The organism is Shimia sp. R9_1 (assembly GCF_017743775.1).
Classification (GTDB): Bacteria; Pseudomonadota; Alphaproteobacteria; order Rhodobacterales; family Rhodobacteraceae; genus Shimia.
Window position 1 is genome coordinate 214299 of sequence record NZ_JAGHRN010000002.1, and the last position, 16531, is coordinate 230829.

The following is a 16531-nucleotide window of genomic DNA, read 5'->3' on the forward strand; positions in this document are numbered from 1 at the left end:
GCAAATCAATCAATTGTCAGGGTAGCAATGTCACGCCTATGTGGGTTTTCATGGCCACGATGTGCGGGTAGGAGTGCCCCAATCAATTAGGTGGGACAGAGACACGATGCGCGTTATTGCACTTTTGCTGGCTGCAGCTGTTGGATTGGCCGCTTGCGGAACCGGAGGCGGTGGCAGCGCCAAGCAATATAAGATTTCCTCGGGCAACACCGCCCGTGTTCAGTTTCGCGTACTGGACTCTGTAAATGCGCTTCGTCAGGCCTCTGGCGCACCAGCCGTGGAACTCAACGCCCAACTGAATGCCGCCGCCGCGACCCATGCGCGGGATATGGCCTTGCAGAACCGCCCTTGGCACTTTGGCTCTGACGGCTCCTCGCCACTCGATCGTGTGGCGCGCGTGGGCTACACCGGTGTTCTGACCGGCGAAACCATCAGCGAGACCTACGAAACCGAGGTTGAGACCCTCGCCGCCTGGATGGAACAGGATGACACGCGTTCTGTGATCCTCGACCGCAACGCGCGCGACATGGGCTTTGCCTGGTTCCAGGAAGACAATGGCAAGATCTGGTGGACCCTTGTGATGGGTCAACCAAACTCAGCGTCCTTTATTGATGTTGCAGAGACCACCAGCACACCAGAAGCCAGCGACACAAACCCGTTCTCAACGATAAATTGAGATCGGGGTTCCGTTTCTGACCATCGCGTAAATGTCGCGCATCTCTTCGTCTGAGACCGCGATACAGCCCGCAGTCCAGTCCTCAACGCCGTTCTGAAACAGTTGCGGCCGACCGTGGATAAAGATGTCTCCACCGGGGGATTCGCCGATCGAGGCCGCATAGGCGCGGTCGGCGGCGTTGGGATAAGAGATTCCAAGCGACAGATAGAAGCGGCTGTTGGGATTGCGGCGGTCGATGTAATAATCGCCCTCCGGCGTGCGGCCGTCACCTTCGATCTGCTTGTGGCCGGCAGGAGAAAACCCAAGGCCCACGTCATAGGCCTGCAGCACCTGATCATGGTGCATCAGATACATCCGGCGGCTTTCTTTATAAACCAGCACACGGGTGACCTCGGGGCCATTGTATGTGGTGAATTTCTCGGCGCAGCCTGCCAATCCGAATGCCAGAACGGCAATCATCAATGCGGAGATCCAACGCATCAACAGTTTCCTCTTTATATGTCTTCACTGCCTCTGAGCGTTTCTTAGCAGACCCGCCGGCCATGTGCCGCTCACGCCTGCGTGATACCCTCTATTTCCGAACAAATCTTGAAGCCAATTCCACGTGCGAAGACCAGCGGAATTGATCGACTGTCTGCACCCACTCAAGCGTATATCCCGCCTGCACCAGCACCGCCGCATCCCGTGCAAAGGTCACGGGATTGCAGGAAACATAAGCGATTTCAGAGACCTGAGATTTGGCGAGCTCCGCCACTTGCGCCTCGGCGCCTGCGCGCGGGGGGTCAATGACCGCAAAGTCATAGCGCAGGTCCTCGGCAATCAGCGGATTGCGGAACAGGTCGCGGGTCTCGGCCGTCACTTTTTTCAGCCCTGTGGCCATGCGCCATCCGGCATCCATGGCTTTGACCATGGATTTTTCACCTTCAATGCCGTGCATCATGTAGCTCTCTGCCAGCGGCAGGGTGAAGGTGCCGCTTCCAGCAAAGAGATCGACACCTGAGTCGCCCTGCGTGATCGCAGATCGCACAGAGGCCAGCAAAGCCTCCTCGCCCTCTTTGGTCGCCTGCAAAAACGCGCCGGGCGGCGGAACAACCTTCGCTTTTCCAAAGGTTTGGTAAGGCGCAAGCCGTGTTGCGATGACCTCGCCATCCCATGTGAGCCGTGCCAGCTTGTGGCGCTCCACCTCCTGCGCCATACGCGCCAAGAGCGCGCCATCGAGAGGCTTGCCGCCTTTCACAGACAGATCAAACCCGGCATCTGACAGGGTGACCGTGGCGCTGAGCTCGCCTTTGCGCGACCCGGCAATTTGGGACAAAGCGCCCACAATGTCCAAAGCGGGCATCAGATCCGGATGCAGAAGCTGGCAATCGCTGATGTCGGCAATCACATCCGAGGCGCGGGCATGAAAGCCGACGAGTGCACCCTTTTTGGTGCGACGGGCAGAAATCACCGCGCGGCGGCGGGACCGCGCGGGGGAGGTCACGATGGGGCGCAAATCGGTTTCCAAGCCCTGCGCGGCAAGCGCCTGACGCACCACATCAACCTTCCAATCTGCCACAAAGCCATCCGCTGCATGCTGCAACTGGCAGCCGCCGCAGCTTTTGAAATGCCGGCAAGGTGCCTTCACCCGCTGATCAGAAGGGGTCAAAACCCGTATGTTTTTCAGACGGTTGCCCTCAAGCTCCCCTTCGACAGTTTCGCCGGGAAGGGTGAGCGGGGCAAAAATCGGGCCGTCGGCGATGCCATCACCGTGCAGGCCCAGTCGCTGGATGTCGATCTGGCTCATGCCTGTCCCCTAACGAGGGACAGGCACAAGGTCAAACGCTACTCTGCAGCCTCATCAGCATTGAGGAAGCCACCGGATTGCCGCGCCCAGAAACCGGCATAAAGACCATTCTGCGCAAGCAGCTCTGCATGACTACCCTGCTCCACGATACGGCCTTGATCCATAACCAAAATTCGGTCCATCTCGGCAATCGTCGACAGGCGGTGCGCAATGGCGATCACGGTTTTGCCCGCCATCATGCCATAGAGCGTGCATTGAATGGCCGCCTCAACCTCGCTGTCCAAAGCGCTGGTTGCCTCGTCCAAGAGCAGAATCGGCGCGTCCTTCAGGATCACCCGCGCCAGTGTGATACGCTGACGCTGACCCCCGGAGAGCTTCACGCCCCGCTCGCCAACATGGGCGTCATAGCCTTTACGCCCTTCCGGATCCTCCAAATCCAGAATGAAATCATGGGCTTCGGCCTTTTGGGCGGCGGCAATCATATCCGCCTCTGTGGCATCAGGCCGGCCGTAGAGCAGGTTGTCTCGCACAGAGCGGTGCAGCAGCGAGCTGTCTTGTTGCACCATGCCGATGGCATCGCGCAGACTGTCCTGCGTGACGGCGGAAATGTCCTGCCCGTCGATCAAAATGCGCCCGGTTTCAACATCATAGAAGCGCAGCAGCAGCTTCACCAAAGTCGATTTGCCTGCTCCGGAACGGCCGATCAGACCCACTTTTTCACCCGGCGCGATGGTCAGGGAAATCTGATCCAACCCGCCGGAGCCGCGTCCGTAGTGGTGCGACAGACCCTGCAGCTCGATTTTCCCCTGATCAAAATCAAGCTGTGGAGCTGATTTTTGATCAACCAGATCAATAGGTTGGGCAATGGTCTCCATACCCTCAGCCACAACCCCGAGCTGACGGAAGAAAGAGGTCAGCGCCCACATGATCCAGCCGGTCATCGCATTCAGGCGCAGGCTGAGCGCGGTGGCGGCAGCAACCGCCCCAACGGAAGCCTGCCCCATAGACCAGAGCCAGATGGCCCAGCCCACAACGCTGACGATCAGCACCCCGTTCAACAGAACCAGCGCAACATCCATGATGGTGAAAATCCGCATCTCATGCTGAAAAGTTTCCCTTGAATATTCAATGGCTTCCTTGGCATATTCCAGCTCGCGCTGATTGTGGGCAAAGAGCTTTACCGAATGAATATTGGTATAGGCGTCCACCACGCGGCCGGTGACTTTGGAGCGCGCATCAGAGGCGGCCTGAGAGGCTGGGCCGACGCGTTTGACGGTCCATTTGACCAAGAAGCCATAGAGCACCAGCCAGCCCAGCATGGGCAGCACCAGACGGGGATCTGCCTCGGCCAAAAGGATTGCGGCGCCAATGACATAGGCGATGGAGAAGGTGATCGCGTCAAAGACCTGAAACACGGCTTCCCCCGCTGCCGGAGGGGTCTGCATAATCCGGTTGGCAATGCGCCCGGCAAAGTCGTTCTCAAACCATCCAACTGACTGACGCAAAACATGTTTATGGGCTCGCCACCGGATCAAAGCCCCGAAGTTTGGCAGCACGGTATTGTTCAACAGTAGCACATCCAGCGCCTGCAGCGCGGGGCGCAGGAAGAGCACAAACAGCACCACCAAGATGAACTCGGTGCCGTGGTCTGCCCAAACCGTCGACGGATCACCTGTCAGAAGGTCCACCACGCGGCCCATATAGGCGATCAGGCCGACCTCCACAGCCGCCACGATGATGGACATTATCGTAGCAAAAACAAAGACTTTTCGGAAAGGCAGCGCATAGTCGCGCATGAAGGGCCACAGCTTGGTGGGGGGCGTATCTACTTCGTCGTAGTCGCAATAGGGGTCAACAAGGGTCTCGAAAAACTTGAACATGAGAAAGCCTGAAAGAACAGAAAGTTAAGTGCATAAATGAAGTGACACGCCACGATCGGCCGCCACTGCGGTCCGATGTGGTTATGAAAACCAAATCCCGCGATACATTTTGCACTCCTTCTCATGGTTGAGTGAGGTGATGCTGCGCTACCGTTGCGTCAAAGTCAACCGGGCATTAACCAGCTTTTTGGCACGTCGGTATCGCGTCGGTAAGGCGGCTGTATCGCGGAGGTGCGAAATTTGTGGTCGGGCGAAGTGTAAGCACAAGGTGCGTTGGCCGTTGCCGATCACTCCGGCGTGTCAAGCAATGCCGCTGCGGTGAGCGTGAACTGCGACTCGATCCAGCGTGCCTCAAGCTGTTTCAGCCGTTGGCCAAGCGCGGCGCCCTGAAAGCGCTCCATCAGATCAGCGGGACGGATCGGGAAGGTCGCGGCCGCACCGCGCGCCACCTCAGAGAGCGCATCCGGCATCAGGGGCATCTCCAGCAGGGCGGCACGCAACAGCACGATGGACTGCGCAAGATCGACGCCGTGGAGATAGCCAAGCGCGCCGGGGCTGTCGGTGCTTTCCACGCCGTTGCGCAGGGTTTCCAACTGGCGCGCGCGTTTCTTGGAAAGGCGCAACGCTTCGGCCACCTGTTGCCCCCCCAAGGCCGCAAGGCGGCGCATGGGTTCAGGCGCAAGACCGGCAAGCCCTTCCAGATGCACCAGCGGCGCAAGCGCACGATCATCGGCCCCTTCGAGCACGGCGGTGAGCGCGCCGGTGCTGCGCATGGCAGCCGCAGCCGGAGCAGGATCAGGCGCGCCCATGAGTTTGACCATCTCCGCGCCTATGCGCTCTTTGGACAGACTGGCAATGCCCTCGATATTGGCGGCAATGGCGGCCAAGGCCTCCGTGTCCATGCCCTCAGCCGGATCGCCGTAATAGGCGTGAAAGCGGAAGTAGCGCAGGATGCGCAGGTAATCTTCGCGAATGCGGTCTTCGGCCACGTCGATAAAGCGCAGACGGCGCGCCTTGAGATCGGCAATGCCCCCAAGCGGGTCGACCACGGTACCATCAGAGCGGGCATAAAGTGCGTTCATGGTGAAGTCGCGGCGGTGGGCGTCATCCTCCACATGTTCGGAAAAAGCCACCACGGCGCGGCGGCCATCGGTTTCCACATCGCGCCGGAAGGTGGTGATTTCATGTGGGATGCCGCCAGAGACCACGGTGATGGTACCATGCTCAATCCCGGTGGGGATGGCGTTCAGCCCTGCCGATTTGGCCAGCGCCATGACCTGTTCAGGGCGGGCATCGGTGGAGATGTCGATGTCATTGACAGGCGCGCCCAAAAGCGCGTTGCGCACACAGCCGCCCACAAAGAGTGCCTGATGATTATCAGTCTCTAACATGGCGCAAACCGCCTGTGTGGCGGGCGCGGTCAACCAGTCTCCGGTGACTTTCATAGGCGCTCTACCCGTTCGGCCAGACCGCGCAGAATGCGCGCGGTGGCGCCCCAGATGTAATAGGGGCCAAAGGGGACTGTGAAATAATGGCGGCGCTTGCCCTGCCAGCGACGGTATTGCACGGAAAACCGCGCCGGATCGGTGACATGGGAGAGTGGCACGGAGAAGACCTCATCGACTTCGCCAGGCTCGGGGATCACGTCAAAAGCGTCTCTAACATAGCCCAAAACCGGGGTGACCGTGAAGCTTGTCACGGTCTCATGGGTGGGCAGTGTGCCGAGCACCTCGACGTTTTCAGAAGGCAGACCGATCTCTTCACGGGCTTCGCGCAGCGCAGCAGCGATCACATCCGCATCGGCCTCATCCTGCTTGCCCCCGGGAAAGGCAATCTGCCCCGGATGGTGCTTCAGATGGCTGGCGCGTTTGGTGAGGATGACATGGGGGATGCCGGATTTGATCTCGATCGGGACCAGCACGCCAGCGGGGCGCAGCTTGCGGCCCTTGGGCAAGATCACATCGGGGTTGAGATCAAAATCAGAGGAGGCCGCACTGTCCAGCGACAGCGCGGCCTTGATGTGGTGGAGCGGATCAGACGCCTGCGGCATCGGCACCGCTGTCTTTGCTGCGGTCCTTGGGGGGCATGCCCACGCTGGCCGGATCCATGTCGTAGTGCGCGCCGCAGAACTGGCAATCCGCGGTGACGCGGCCTTCCGGTGTGGTCATCTTTTCGATGTCACGGGCGGAGTAGATCGACAGGGACTGTCGCACGCGCTCCTCAGAGCATGTGCAGCCGAATTTCACCGACTGCGCAGCATAGACGCGCGGCTCTTCCTCATGGAACAGGCGCACCAACAGGTCGGTTGGTGGCACGGAGGGGCCGATCATTTCCAGATCTTCGACCGAATCCAGCAGGATATTGGCGCGGTTCCAGTTCTCTGCGTCGTCTTCGTTGACCACATCCTTGGCCAGAAGATAGCCGCTTTCGCCGCTGCCACCTTCGCCGGAGACTTCGGGGCTGGCTTTTGGCATGTGCTGCAACATGATGCCGCCCGCGCGCCAGTGTTCGCCCACGCCCGGCTCGATGGATTTGCCGAATTTCAGGGAGAAGCGCGTGGCCAGCTGTTCAGACTGCGCAAAATAGGCTTCTGCGGAGGCCTGCAGAGAGCCGCCAACCAGACCGGAGATGCCCTGATAGGGCTTCATACCTTCGCCCTGATCGATCAGAACCGCGAAATAGCCATTGCCGAGCTGCTCAAACGGAGTGCCTTCGGTCAGGCGCTCTTCATCAAAGCTGGCATAGGCGCGGATGCGGGCGACCTCACCCTCGTTTTGGGGTGCATAGTAATCGGTGGCGATCATGCGCACCGGGCCGTTGGTCTGCACCTGCAGCGACAGTTTCCAGCGCAGGCTGATGGTCTGGCCGATCAGCGCGGTCAGCAGGGCCATTTCGGCCACCAGCGCCTCGACCGTTTCCGGATAGGCATGTTGTTTCAGCACGCCCGAGAGCACGCCATCCAGACGCGCCACACGTCCGCGAATATCAGATTTGTCCAGCTGGAACGGCAACACTGTGTCGTCCCAGGCAATTTTACTTGCAGCTTTCATGGGGTTTCCTTATCGGCCTTCCCTTGCCATACCGCGACTATATAGGGCCAGCAAGGGCCGGAAAAAGGGGTTTCACGGATGATTCCACGATTTGGCACACCGCCGCGCGCGGACAAACGGTATCGGATGCGTCCCGGGGCCTATGCGGTTCTGCTCAAGGGAGAGCAGATGCTGGTGACCTATCAGAGCGCGCCGCATGATGAATTTCAGCTGCCCGGCGGCGGGATTGATCCCGGTGAAAGCCCTACGGTCGCGCTCTATCGTGAGGTTTTTGAGGAGACCGGCTACCGGATTGCCAAGCCGCGCCGGTTGGGCGCGTTTCGCCGTTTCACCTTTATGCCGGAATATGACCTCTGGGCGGAAAAGCTCTGCACGATCTATGTGGCGACACCAACGCTGCGGATCGGCCCGCCAAGCGAGCCGGGGCATACGGCGGTGTGGATGGATATTGAGGATGCGGTGGCACAGCTGGCCAATGACGGCGACCGCCATTTCACGGCGCAGTTTCTGCGTTAAGCGATCCGGCCGCGGGCCAATGTGCGCTCTATCGCAGGGCGCACATCAGGCGTGCTGGCGCGCTCAGTCGCCTTGATATTCCAGAAGAATACCGGACACATCGTCCGGGAAGCCTTTGCCACCGGAGAACTCATCGAGCTTCCAGACCAGCGCCTGAAGGGTGTTTTCGAGATCGTGATCTTTGAGATCCGCCATCATCGTCTCAAGCCCCTCTTCGCCCAGCATGCCAGTGCCGGTGTCCGGACATTCGGTCACCCCGTCTGACAGGAGGAACAGGCGGTCGCCGGGGGCAAGCTGAATGTCAAACTGCGAGAACTCGGCGCCGGGGATGAGGCCAACCGGAAGGCCGCCGGGGCCATCCTGCTCAATCGTGCCGTCGGCGCGCTGCACCAGCGGGTGCGGGTGCCCCGCCTGCGCCATGATCACCTTGCCGGTTTTCAGGTCCACATCGGCCAGCAGCATGGTGAAGTAATGCTCGGTCTCCATCTCATCGAGAATGATCTCGTTAAGACGCGCCACCACCTCTGCGGGCGGCAGCGGTTGATGGGTGCCGTCGGGCAACACCTGCATCGCCACATTATGCTCCGGCGAGGTCGCGGAAAGATGCCCTGCGAGACGGGCGGTGATCAGAGCAGAGCTGATTCCATGGCCTGAGACGTCAATCGCATAGAGGCCAATACGCGTGTCGCTGATCTTGTAATGGCCAACAAGATCGCCCCCCACATGACCGGAGGATTGCAGCAACAGCGACACCGCAGCGCCGTCAAAGGTGCGATAGCGTTCAGGCACCAGAGATTGCTGGAGTTTCTTGGCGGCCAGAAGGTCATTATCAAGGCTGTCATAAAGCCGCTGAAGCTCGTCCAGCGTGTCGGTGATGACCTTGTTCTTGTCTTTCAGCTCGCGCTGCATGCGAAGGATACGCTCCGCCGCAGAGATCCGGGCGCGCAGCTCATAGCCGTTCACCGGTTTGGTCAGGAAATCATCAGCACCGGCGTCAAACCCCTGTGCAACCTCGGTTTTTTCGCTCTTGGAGGTCAAGAGGATGAAGTAGCCGTAGGTTTCTGTCTGCAGCTGGCGGAAGGCGACGCAGAATTCGATCCCGGTCATGCCCGGCATCATCCAATCCGACAGGATCAGATCCGGCGGATCCTCGCGGCAAATCTCCAGAGCTTCCATGCCAGAGGCCGCCTCGATCACATCATAACCGTCCCGCTTGAGAGACAGGCTGAGAATGCGCCTTTGCACACGGCTGTCATCCACCAGCAACACACGCTTGATCACGCCGGTTTCAGGCGCATCATCTTCAGCAGATTGAACAGAGGTGCTCGACAAAACTCTGGGGCCTTTGCACAAATTTCGAATTTGGTTACACAGACATCTAGGAACGTGCGCCTTAACATGCCGTCAAAAGTAAAAATGAGATAGTTCAAATTTTACGGGTTAGGAATTGTTAATACTTTTTTGTCATTGTTAGGTGAGGAACTGATGAGGAAATGCCCATGATTGACTGGGAACGCGTTGACGAACTGCGTGAAGAGATCGGCGCAGAGGACTTTGATGAAGTTGTGGACCTCTTTCTCGACGAAGTTGAGGAAGTCATCGGTCGTCTTCAGGACGGTCCGGATCTGGCCAACCTTGAGGCTGACCTGCACTTCCTGAAAGGTGGCGCGCTGAACCTTGGTTTTCGGGCGTTTTCGCAACTTTGCCAAGCTGGCGAGGCCGCTGCAGCGGCTGGGAAAGCAGACTCCGTCGATCTTGAGGCGATTCTCACGGCCTTTTCCGAGAGCAAAAACGTCTTTGCTCAAACTCTGGCTGCGGCCTAATCGCATCCTGAACCTGCGCCTCTGGCGCAAAAACTCAGACGTCCCTCCTCCAAAAAGCGCTGCGCCCACTGATGTGGTGCAGCGCTTTTGGCTTTGTCCCGCTCACAGGTTTGTGACGCCTCTATCGGCATAGACCTGCCGACAGATCCGCCAAAGCCGAGGGTCAGAGCACGTATTGGGCCAGGGTTTCATCATTGGTGATGTCGGTGAAGGTCATCCCAGCGGCCTTGATTCGCTCAAACAGCGCGTCGAAATTCTCAGACCTTGTGGTTTCAATGCCAATCAGAACCGAGCCGAAGTTGCGCGCGGATTTCTTCAGATATTCAAAGCGCGCGATGTCATCTTCCGGCCCGAGGGTCTCCAGAAAGTCGCGCAACGCGCCGGGGCGCTGCGGCATGCGCAGAATGAAATACTTCTTCACACCGGAGAACCGCTGCGCCCGCTCCTTCACTTCGGGCAGACGCTCAAAATCAAAATTGCCGCCCGATGTCACACAAACCACGGTTTTGCCGCGGATTTCGTCGGCCACATCGGTCAGCGCATCCACCGCCAGCGCCCCTGCGGGTTCCAGCACAATGCCTTCCACATTGAGCATTTCGATCATCGTGGCGCAGATCCGGTCTTCGGGCGCGGCCAGCACATCTTTATGGGAGAGGCTCGCCAGCCGGGCAAAGGTCTTGTCGCCAATCCGGGCCACCGCCGCGCCGTCGACAAAGCCGTCAAGATTGGCCAGCGTCACGGGATGCCCGGCATCCAGAGCCGCCGCCAAGCTCATGCCGCCTTCAGGCTCCACCAGCGTGTAGCGGGTCTGATCGCCAAAATAGCTGTAAACGCCCGACGACAGGCCGCCCCCGCCCACCGGCAAAATGATGTGATCGGGCACGCGGCCCAATTGGGATTCAATTTCGGCGGCAACCGTGGCCTGCCCCTCAATCACGTCTTCATCATCAAAGGGTGACAGGAACGCAGCCCCTGCTTCGGTGCAATAGGCCTGAGCCGCGGCCAGCGTGTCGTCAAAATAATCCCCGACAAGGCGGATCTCGACATTGTCGCTGCCAAACACCTGCGTCTTGAAAATCTTTTGCTGCGGCGTGGTCACCGGCATGAAGATCACGCCCTGCACGTCAAAATGCTTGCACATGAAGGCCAAACCTTGAGCGTGGTTGCCCGCGCTGGCGCAGACAAAAATCCGCTGATCAGGCGTGTTCACACGCCGCTTGCGCATGGCGTTGAACGCGCCGCGCAGCTTGTAGGAGCGCACGGGCGTGAGGTCTTCGCGCTTGAGCCAGATATTGGCGTCAAAGCGGGCAGACAGGTGGGCATTCAGCTGCAGAGGCGTGGCGGGGAAAACGCTGCGCATGGCGGCTTCGGCAGTGCGGGCACAGGTACGAAAATCGCTCATGCGCCTTCAGTGACTTAAGCCGCCCCGTTTGGCAAGGGTCAGTCGATGCTGCGGCCTTCGATGTAGTGCCCGTAAAGCGTTGTCAGGATGCTGACATTAAGCAGGGACAGGAAGACGGTTGTGGCTATGGAAAACGGGACACCCAGTATTGGCGTGATCGCGCCCAGAGCAAGCACAGCCGACTGGGCCGCCACCTGACAGCCAACCAAGGCCAGAAGCAGCACAAAGAGCGATCCCCAGGAGCCCGCGGTGGCGGCAAACGCTTCGCCAAATGTGACTGGTTTGCCAATGGCGGCTGCGGGGAGTGTTGTGGACAGACGCATGAAGGCCAGCACGGCAAAAATATAGGCGGCAATGCCAAACACAATCCCAAGGCTGGGCGCCGTCCGCAGCAGCATCGTCACGATAAATACCGCCGGAGCGCCGACCACCACAGCCACCAGAGACAGCTTCAGGATTTGCCCCCAATAGGCCAGGATCTGGCCACCGTTGAAGGTGGGTATCCACCCCTGTGGCATCTCCTCAAGGATCACAAAGCGGTGCCACGCCACAACGCACCAGGTTGCCAGCGTCGCAGAAACCACAAACATGCCCAGAAAACCCAGTATGGCGGCGGCTTCAGGAAAATCTTCAGAGGTGGATTGGGGCAGAATGGCGAACATCAGCCCGACAATCAGGCCAAGGGCAACAATCCCAAGCAGCGCCGGCATCAGAAAGATGCGCAGCGCCTCGCGCCAGTTGCGAATGACCATGCCAAAAGCATGTTTGAACAGTTTCCAACCCTGCATCTCATCACCTCTAAGTAGCTGCGCAGACGCTATGATCGCGTTAGAGGTATCTCAAGTCAGAAGCGGGGCCGTCGGCGCAAAGCCGCCCGCGTGATGTATAACATCCACACGCGCGGCTTTGGGTGCATTGCCCAGTTCTCAGAAAGAGGTGCGTTCAGGCTCAGGCCAGAAGCGCGTCGACCTGTGCGCTGCTCGGGATACCCATGGCGATCAAGGTCGGCTCATTGAGGCGCGCAGGGTTCACGCCGGTGAGGGTGATGCCTTCTCCGCCGGGGAAAATCAGCACCGCATTGCCGTAACGGTCTGCGCGCACGGCCACATCCTGAACGCTGACCGGCTTGCCACGGGCATCGGTCAGCAAAGAGACATCCAGCTGGTCGCGATCCGCCCCTTCGATGCGGAAATCCGGCACCACGTCAAAGTCATACTCTCCGGCAAAAGCGAAGGTTTCGGAATCACACATCCATTGCACCAGCGTTTCGGTCAGCTCGGCCTGCGGCGGATGAAGATAGCCAGCGGCGGCCTCCTGCTCCCACGGTTCTTCAAAGCTGAGCACCCGGCCACGGGCCAAGGTCGGAAAGCCGGTGTGGTCGTCGGGCACAAAATAGGTTGCGCCGTGATGTTCAAAAAACGCGCCGTCCACCACGCCCAGCGCCGAGCGGTATTCCACGCTGCCCCGGCCAAGCGGCGGATTTTCCTCTGGAAAAATCTGCACTTCCAAAGCCGCGTTTGCAGGTTTGCCAGCTGTCATTGTGTCAAACAGCCAATAGCCTTTTACATATGCCATCGGTCTTCCCCAAAATAATCCCGGGGACCAGTACGACGCATCAAGGTTAAGAAAGGTTAAATCGAGCCCTGCTAAATCCTTAAATTTTTACAATCACTTGCACAGATTTATCCGCAGATCACGGCTGTTCCGCCTGCTGTGACCAGACCTGCGGGCCAAGGCCCGATTGATACACATGGGCCAACTGCGTGAGCGCTTCAGTCGTGATATCGGCGGTTTGCCAGGCCTTGGCGCTGACGCCGAGCATGCGCGGCATGAGCATCGGCCAGATTTGCGCGTCTTCAGTGGTGAACTCTGACCAGAAGGTGCCCTGCACCCCTTTGATACGCACCGCAAGTTCGGGCTCTGGCACAGGCTCCCACGCGATGGTGTCCGCGAGCGAAACATAGGCGGCCCAGTTGGCGCCCCAGTCGTCCGGATCATCGGTGTGCGCCATATCGAGATAGACATGCTGCGCCGGGCTCATCACCACGTCATAGCCTGCGCGGGCAGCAGCGAGGCCGGGCCCCTGCCCTGTCCAGCTGAACAGAAGCGCGCCGTTGCCGATGCCGCCGTTGTTGCCCTTTGCGGCCTCTTCCCACGCGCAGGGGCGGAAGCCGTGCGCGGTGGTTTTGGCGGCGAGCCGCGCGATGGTCCAGCCTTGCAGATCATCGGTGGTCTCCAACCCTTCGCGCGCCATCAGGTCACGGGCCAGCGGGCTGCCCATCCAAGTGCCTTCCGGCAATTCATCACAGCCCAAATGCACATGACCAAAGGGGAAGAGCGCGCCCACCTCGGCCATGATCGTCTCCAGCACCTCCCATGTACGCTCCAGCGCCGGGTTCACCACATTGCCTCTGTAGCCCTGCACACTGGTTTCCGTGCCGGTGTCGTCAGGATCGCGTAGATCTGGGAACACATGGGTGAGGGCGATGGCGTGCGCAGGCACCTCGATTTCCGGCATCACCTCGATATTGAGCGCTTTGGCATGGACGATGATCGCGCGGGCGGTGTCTTTGGAGTAGCTGCCGCCGGAGATCAGCGCGCCGGAGAACAGGCCCGGCAGCAGATGGCCTTCGCCACAAAAGACGGTCTTCTGCCAGAGCTCGGGGAAACTGTCGATTTCCAGACGGAAAGCCTCATCATCGGCAAAATGCCAGTGAAAGCGGTTCATCTTGAGCAGGGCCATCAGATCGAGCAGCTCACAGATGGTTTCCGGCGCATAATAGTGGCGCGCGGTGTCAAGATGTTGCCCACGCCAGCCAAAACGCGGGGCGTCTTTGAGGGTGCCACAGGGCAGCGGCCCTTGCTGCAGGAGCGTCAGAAGCGTGATGCCCGCATAAAACACCCCGCCATAATCTCCGGCGCGGATGGTAATGCCCTGCTGTGTGATCTCGATTTCATAGGCATCTTCGGCAAAGTCTGCGAGCGCAATACTAGTCTCTATATTACCTTGAAAGCGCCAGTTTTTGCGCTTTGCCAGCGCGGCAACCGCCTCCAGCGCGGGATGGGTGCATTGGATGCCGTCCAGCGCCAGCGTGCCGCCGGACGGCACCCAGCTTTGCGGCTGCGGCACCAACGGCAGGCCGGGGAACGGGCCAAGATCCGGCAGCGGTTGCGGGCGGCATCCCGAAGGCGGTTTGGGCAAAGGGATCGCCTCTCCAGCCACTCGCAGAAAAGGGCCCAAAGGCAGCCACGCGCGGTTGGCGGGGTGAAAACCTTTGGCGTAGCGGATGGTCAGTTCGTAAGGCGTATCGGCCGCCAGGTCGGGCAGCTGGATTTCCGTGTAGCTGCCAAGCTCCTTGGTCACTGTGCCACCGGACACCACCTCAAACGGCGCCATGCCTGAAAAACAAAACACCGGAGCCGTCAATGCGCGATCCGGTGTGAAGGTGCAGAGGATTTCCTTGCCAAAGAGGCGACTTTCATACTGCATATCAATCCAACCTGAGCTCTGAAACGAAGTCATAAATGTCTGAACGGTACAGTCCGCGCGTCAGCTCGATAGGGCGGCCTGAGGCGAGGTAGCCGGTGCGCACGATCTGCAAGACCGCGCAGCCCTCAGGCAGCTTCATCAGATCGGCATCAGACGGCGACAGATTGAGCGCGGTGACCCGCTGAATGGCGCGCGTTGGGGCGCTGCCGTCTTTGCGCAGAAGTGTATACAGCGAGGTGTCGATCTGCTCCGGGTCGCGCAGAATGTCACGCGGCAGAGAGGAATATTCGAGCGCGATGGGCGTGCCGCCAGCGCTGCGCAAACGGTTGATGCGCGCGACTTTTTCATGCGCCGCCAGCCCCAGCGTGACCATTTCATCGGGGTTGGGCGAAAACAGCCCGCGCGACAGCACTTCGCTTGTGGCCTGCATCCCGCGGGCACGCATGGTTTCGGTGAATGACACAAGTGAGGACAGCGATTGCTCCAGACGGGGCGACGGGATCGCCACAAAGGAGCCTGCGCCGCGCCGCTGTTCAATCAGCCCCTCCTCAACCAGCAAGGACACCGCCTTGCGCACGGTCACGCGGCTGATGTCTGCGGTGTCCGCCAGATCACGCTCCGGCGGGAGCTGATCACCGGGTTGCAGGCCACCACTGCGGATCTCTGCGGCGATGTGGCGATAGAGCTGCTGATACCGTGGCCCGCGCCCGGCGCGGTGCCAGACACTGGGATCATAAAGAGATGTCTCGGTTTCCATCACGGGCCCTCATGTGGTTTCAAAAACAATACCAATTTGTAAAATATACGCAATGAGGCAGGCTGAACTCCTTACGAAATGCCTGTTTTTCATACGTTATTCAAGGTAGCTATTTTTTGGTATTGTATTGGTAGCATTTTGGTTTGATTGGGTTAACATATTTGTCATGAATTGATTCGGCCCCAGTGAGAGCCGATGAAAACCATGGGGGATATGGATGGCCGAACTCTCCGCTCAGGCGCCACAAGACAGCGCCAGCCTGCGCAGCCGCACTTTGCCAGAGGGGCTCTTTGGCTGGCTGCTGGTTGGGCCCGCGATGCTCTTCATCGCCGTGATCGTGGCCTGGCCATTGGCGGAAACCATCCGTCTTTCTTTCATGGAGGCCGGACTTGGCGGCGAAAGCTATGTTGGCCTTGAGAACTATCAGGATCTCGCCGACAGCCGCCGCTTTCACCAAACGATTGTGCGGACGTTCTACTGGATGTTCCTGAGTGTCGGGCTGAAGCTGGTGCTGGGCCTGATCGGGGCTGTGCTGCTGAATGCTGCCATTCCAGGCCGCGCGCTCTTCCGGGTGTTGGTGATGCCGCCCTGGGTGATCCCGATTGCGATTGGCTGCATCGGCTGGATGTGGCTCTATAACGGCTATTTCGGCGTGTTGTCCGGCACTTTGATGAAGCTCGGCATCACCGATGGGCCGTTTGAATTCCTCGCCTACAAGACCTCCGCTTTCTACTCGGCCATTGTGACCGACGTCTGGGTGGGCACGCCGATGGTGACGCTGTTCTTCCTTGCCGCAATGCAGGGCGTGAGCCGTGACCTTTATGAGGCCGCCTGGGTGGATGGTGCCGGGCGCTGGTATCGCTTCCGCCGCATCACCATCCCGCAAATCCTGCCGGTGATTGTCTCCATGGCGCTGCTGTCCGCGATTTTCACCTTCAACAGCTTTGAGATCATCTGGATTTTGACCGAAGGCGGGCCACGCGGCGCGACCACCACGATGATCGTGGACACCTACAAGGTGGCGATTGGCAACTACAAGTTCGGCGAAGGCGCAGCGCGTGCTGTCATCATCGTCCTGCTGCTCGGTATTTTCTCTCTCATCTACTTGTTCTTCCTGAACAAAGTGAACAAACGCTACGGGGTGAAGTGAC

The 16531-nt window shown here is 59.4% G+C and carries 16 protein-coding genes; 4 read left to right on the forward strand and 12 right to left on the reverse strand.

What is annotated here, in order from left to right; genetic code table 11:
- Positions 1-106: 106 nt before the first annotated feature.
- Entirely contained in the window at positions 107-676 is a 570-nt protein-coding gene (locus J7399_RS07385; RefSeq protein ID WP_209085012.1) for a CAP domain-containing protein, read from the forward strand.
- Here the strand turns inward: J7399_RS07385 and J7399_RS07390 are convergent.
- The 6 genes from J7399_RS07390 to J7399_RS07415 form a co-directional block, all read right to left on the reverse strand.
- Positions 662-1156: a L,D-transpeptidase family protein gene (locus J7399_RS07390; protein ID WP_209085013.1), complete on the reverse strand. Its 495-nt coding sequence runs from the start codon at positions 1154-1156 to the stop codon at positions 662-664. The two genes, J7399_RS07385 and J7399_RS07390, sit on opposite strands and share 15 nt — an antisense overlap.
- A 91-nt stretch (positions 1157-1247) precedes the next feature.
- Complete coding sequence (locus J7399_RS07395; RefSeq protein ID WP_209085015.1) at positions 1248-2462, reverse strand: class I SAM-dependent RNA methyltransferase; 1215 nt, start codon at positions 2460-2462, stop codon at positions 1248-1250.
- A 38-nt stretch (positions 2463-2500) separates the two neighbouring features.
- Positions 2501-4342, reverse strand: coding sequence for an ABC transporter ATP-binding protein (locus tag J7399_RS07400; RefSeq protein ID WP_209085017.1), 1842 nt, complete (start codon positions 4340-4342; stop codon positions 2501-2503).
- Between the two features lie 287 nt (positions 4343-4629).
- Complete coding sequence (locus J7399_RS07405) at positions 4630-5787, reverse strand: CCA tRNA nucleotidyltransferase (protein ID WP_209085019.1); 1158 nt, start codon at positions 5785-5787, stop codon at positions 4630-4632.
- The gene (locus J7399_RS07410; protein ID WP_209085021.1) at positions 5784-6392 is read right to left on the reverse strand and encodes a CoA pyrophosphatase; all 609 of its coding nucleotides are present in this window, start codon (positions 6390-6392) and stop codon (positions 5784-5786) included. The genes J7399_RS07405 and J7399_RS07410 overlap by 4 nt, the downstream gene beginning before the upstream one ends.
- Positions 6376-7392 (reverse strand): Hsp33 family molecular chaperone HslO, encoded by a 1017-nt coding sequence (locus J7399_RS07415; RefSeq protein ID WP_209085023.1) that lies wholly within the window; start codon positions 7390-7392, stop codon positions 6376-6378. Before J7399_RS07415 ends, J7399_RS07410 begins: the two co-directional genes overlap by 17 nt.
- A 78-nt stretch (positions 7393-7470) precedes the next feature.
- Between J7399_RS07415 and J7399_RS07420 the strand changes: the two genes are divergently transcribed.
- Positions 7471-7908 carry an NUDIX hydrolase gene (locus tag J7399_RS07420; RefSeq protein ID WP_209058028.1) on the forward strand — a complete coding sequence of 146 codons (438 nt, stop codon included), beginning with the start codon at positions 7471-7473 and terminating at the stop codon, positions 7906-7908.
- A gap of 63 nt (positions 7909-7971) precedes the next feature.
- On the opposite strand, the gene J7399_RS07425 is transcribed toward J7399_RS07420, so the two are convergent.
- Entirely contained in the window at positions 7972-9240 is a 1269-nt protein-coding gene (locus J7399_RS07425) for a SpoIIE family protein phosphatase (RefSeq protein WP_247742808.1), read from the reverse strand.
- Between the two features lie 167 nt (positions 9241-9407).
- On the opposite strand from J7399_RS07425, the gene J7399_RS07430 reads away from it, so the two are divergent.
- Positions 9408-9731, forward strand: coding sequence for an Hpt domain-containing protein (locus J7399_RS07430; RefSeq protein ID WP_209058030.1), 324 nt, complete (start codon positions 9408-9410; stop codon positions 9729-9731).
- A 163-nt stretch (positions 9732-9894) separates the two neighbouring features.
- Here the strand turns inward: J7399_RS07430 and ilvA are convergent, their stop codons facing one another.
- From ilvA to J7399_RS07455, 5 genes are all read right to left on the reverse strand, one after another.
- A complete protein-coding gene (ilvA, locus tag J7399_RS07435; RefSeq protein ID WP_209085024.1) occupies positions 9895-11133 on the reverse strand; it encodes a threonine ammonia-lyase IlvA in 1239 nt (412 codons plus the stop codon).
- Positions 11134-11171: 38 nt separating this feature from the next.
- Entirely contained in the window at positions 11172-11921 is a 750-nt protein-coding gene (locus J7399_RS07440; protein WP_209085025.1) for a hypothetical protein, read from the reverse strand.
- Positions 11922-12081: 160 nt separating this feature from the next.
- Positions 12082-12708: a hypothetical protein gene (locus J7399_RS07445; protein ID WP_209085026.1), complete on the reverse strand. Its 627-nt coding sequence runs from the start codon at positions 12706-12708 to the stop codon at positions 12082-12084.
- A gap of 118 nt (positions 12709-12826) precedes the next feature.
- The gene (locus J7399_RS07450; RefSeq protein WP_209085027.1) at positions 12827-14623 is read right to left on the reverse strand and encodes a beta-N-acetylhexosaminidase; all 1797 of its coding nucleotides are present in this window, start codon (positions 14621-14623) and stop codon (positions 12827-12829) included.
- A 1-nt stretch (position 14624) separates the two neighbouring features.
- The gene (locus J7399_RS07455; protein ID WP_209058040.1) at positions 14625-15380 is read right to left on the reverse strand and encodes a GntR family transcriptional regulator; all 756 of its coding nucleotides are present in this window, start codon (positions 15378-15380) and stop codon (positions 14625-14627) included.
- A 217-nt stretch (positions 15381-15597) separates the two neighbouring features.
- Between J7399_RS07455 and J7399_RS07460 the strand changes: the two genes are divergently transcribed.
- The gene (locus tag J7399_RS07460; protein ID WP_209058048.1) at positions 15598-16530 is read left to right on the forward strand and encodes a sugar ABC transporter permease; all 933 of its coding nucleotides are present in this window, start codon (positions 15598-15600) and stop codon (positions 16528-16530) included.
- The last annotated feature ends 1 nt before the right edge of the window (position 16531 follow it).

What these genes read in the sequence shown, in the direction of transcription:
- J7399_RS07420 (WP_209058028.1), top strand. Translation starts at nt 7,471, where the DNA reads ATGATTCCACGATTTGGCACACCGCCGCGCGCGGACAAACGGTATCGG.
- J7399_RS07440 (WP_209085025.1), bottom strand. Translation starts at nt 11,921, where the DNA reads ATGCAGGGTTGGAAACTGTTCAAACATGCTTTTGGCATGGTCATTCGC.
- ilvA (WP_209085024.1), bottom strand. Translation starts at nt 11,133, where the DNA reads ATGAGCGATTTTCGTACCTGTGCCCGCACTGCCGAAGCCGCCATGCGC.
- J7399_RS07405 (WP_209085019.1), bottom strand. Translation starts at nt 5,787, where the DNA reads ATGAAAGTCACCGGAGACTGGTTGACCGCGCCCGCCACACAGGCGGTT.
- J7399_RS07385 (WP_209085012.1), top strand. Translation starts at nt 107, where the DNA reads ATGCGCGTTATTGCACTTTTGCTGGCTGCAGCTGTTGGATTGGCCGCT.
- J7399_RS07430 (WP_209058030.1), top strand. Translation starts at nt 9,408, where the DNA reads ATGATTGACTGGGAACGCGTTGACGAACTGCGTGAAGAGATCGGCGCA.
- J7399_RS07400 (WP_209085017.1), bottom strand. Translation starts at nt 4,342, where the DNA reads ATGTTCAAGTTTTTCGAGACCCTTGTTGACCCCTATTGCGACTACGAC.
- J7399_RS07460 (WP_209058048.1), top strand. Translation starts at nt 15,598, where the DNA reads ATGGCCGAACTCTCCGCTCAGGCGCCACAAGACAGCGCCAGCCTGCGC.
- J7399_RS07390 (WP_209085013.1), bottom strand. Translation starts at nt 1,156, where the DNA reads ATGCGTTGGATCTCCGCATTGATGATTGCCGTTCTGGCATTCGGATTG.
- J7399_RS07410 (WP_209085021.1), bottom strand. Translation starts at nt 6,392, where the DNA reads ATGCCGCAGGCGTCTGATCCGCTCCACCACATCAAGGCCGCGCTGTCG.
- J7399_RS07455 (WP_209058040.1), bottom strand. Translation starts at nt 15,380, where the DNA reads ATGGAAACCGAGACATCTCTTTATGATCCCAGTGTCTGGCACCGCGCC.
- J7399_RS07450 (WP_209085027.1), bottom strand. Translation starts at nt 14,623, where the DNA reads ATGCAGTATGAAAGTCGCCTCTTTGGCAAGGAAATCCTCTGCACCTTC.
- J7399_RS07415 (WP_209085023.1), bottom strand. Translation starts at nt 7,392, where the DNA reads ATGAAAGCTGCAAGTAAAATTGCCTGGGACGACACAGTGTTGCCGTTC.
- J7399_RS07395 (WP_209085015.1), bottom strand. Translation starts at nt 2,462, where the DNA reads ATGAGCCAGATCGACATCCAGCGACTGGGCCTGCACGGTGATGGCATC.
- J7399_RS07445 (WP_209085026.1), bottom strand. Translation starts at nt 12,708, where the DNA reads ATGGCATATGTAAAAGGCTATTGGCTGTTTGACACAATGACAGCTGGC.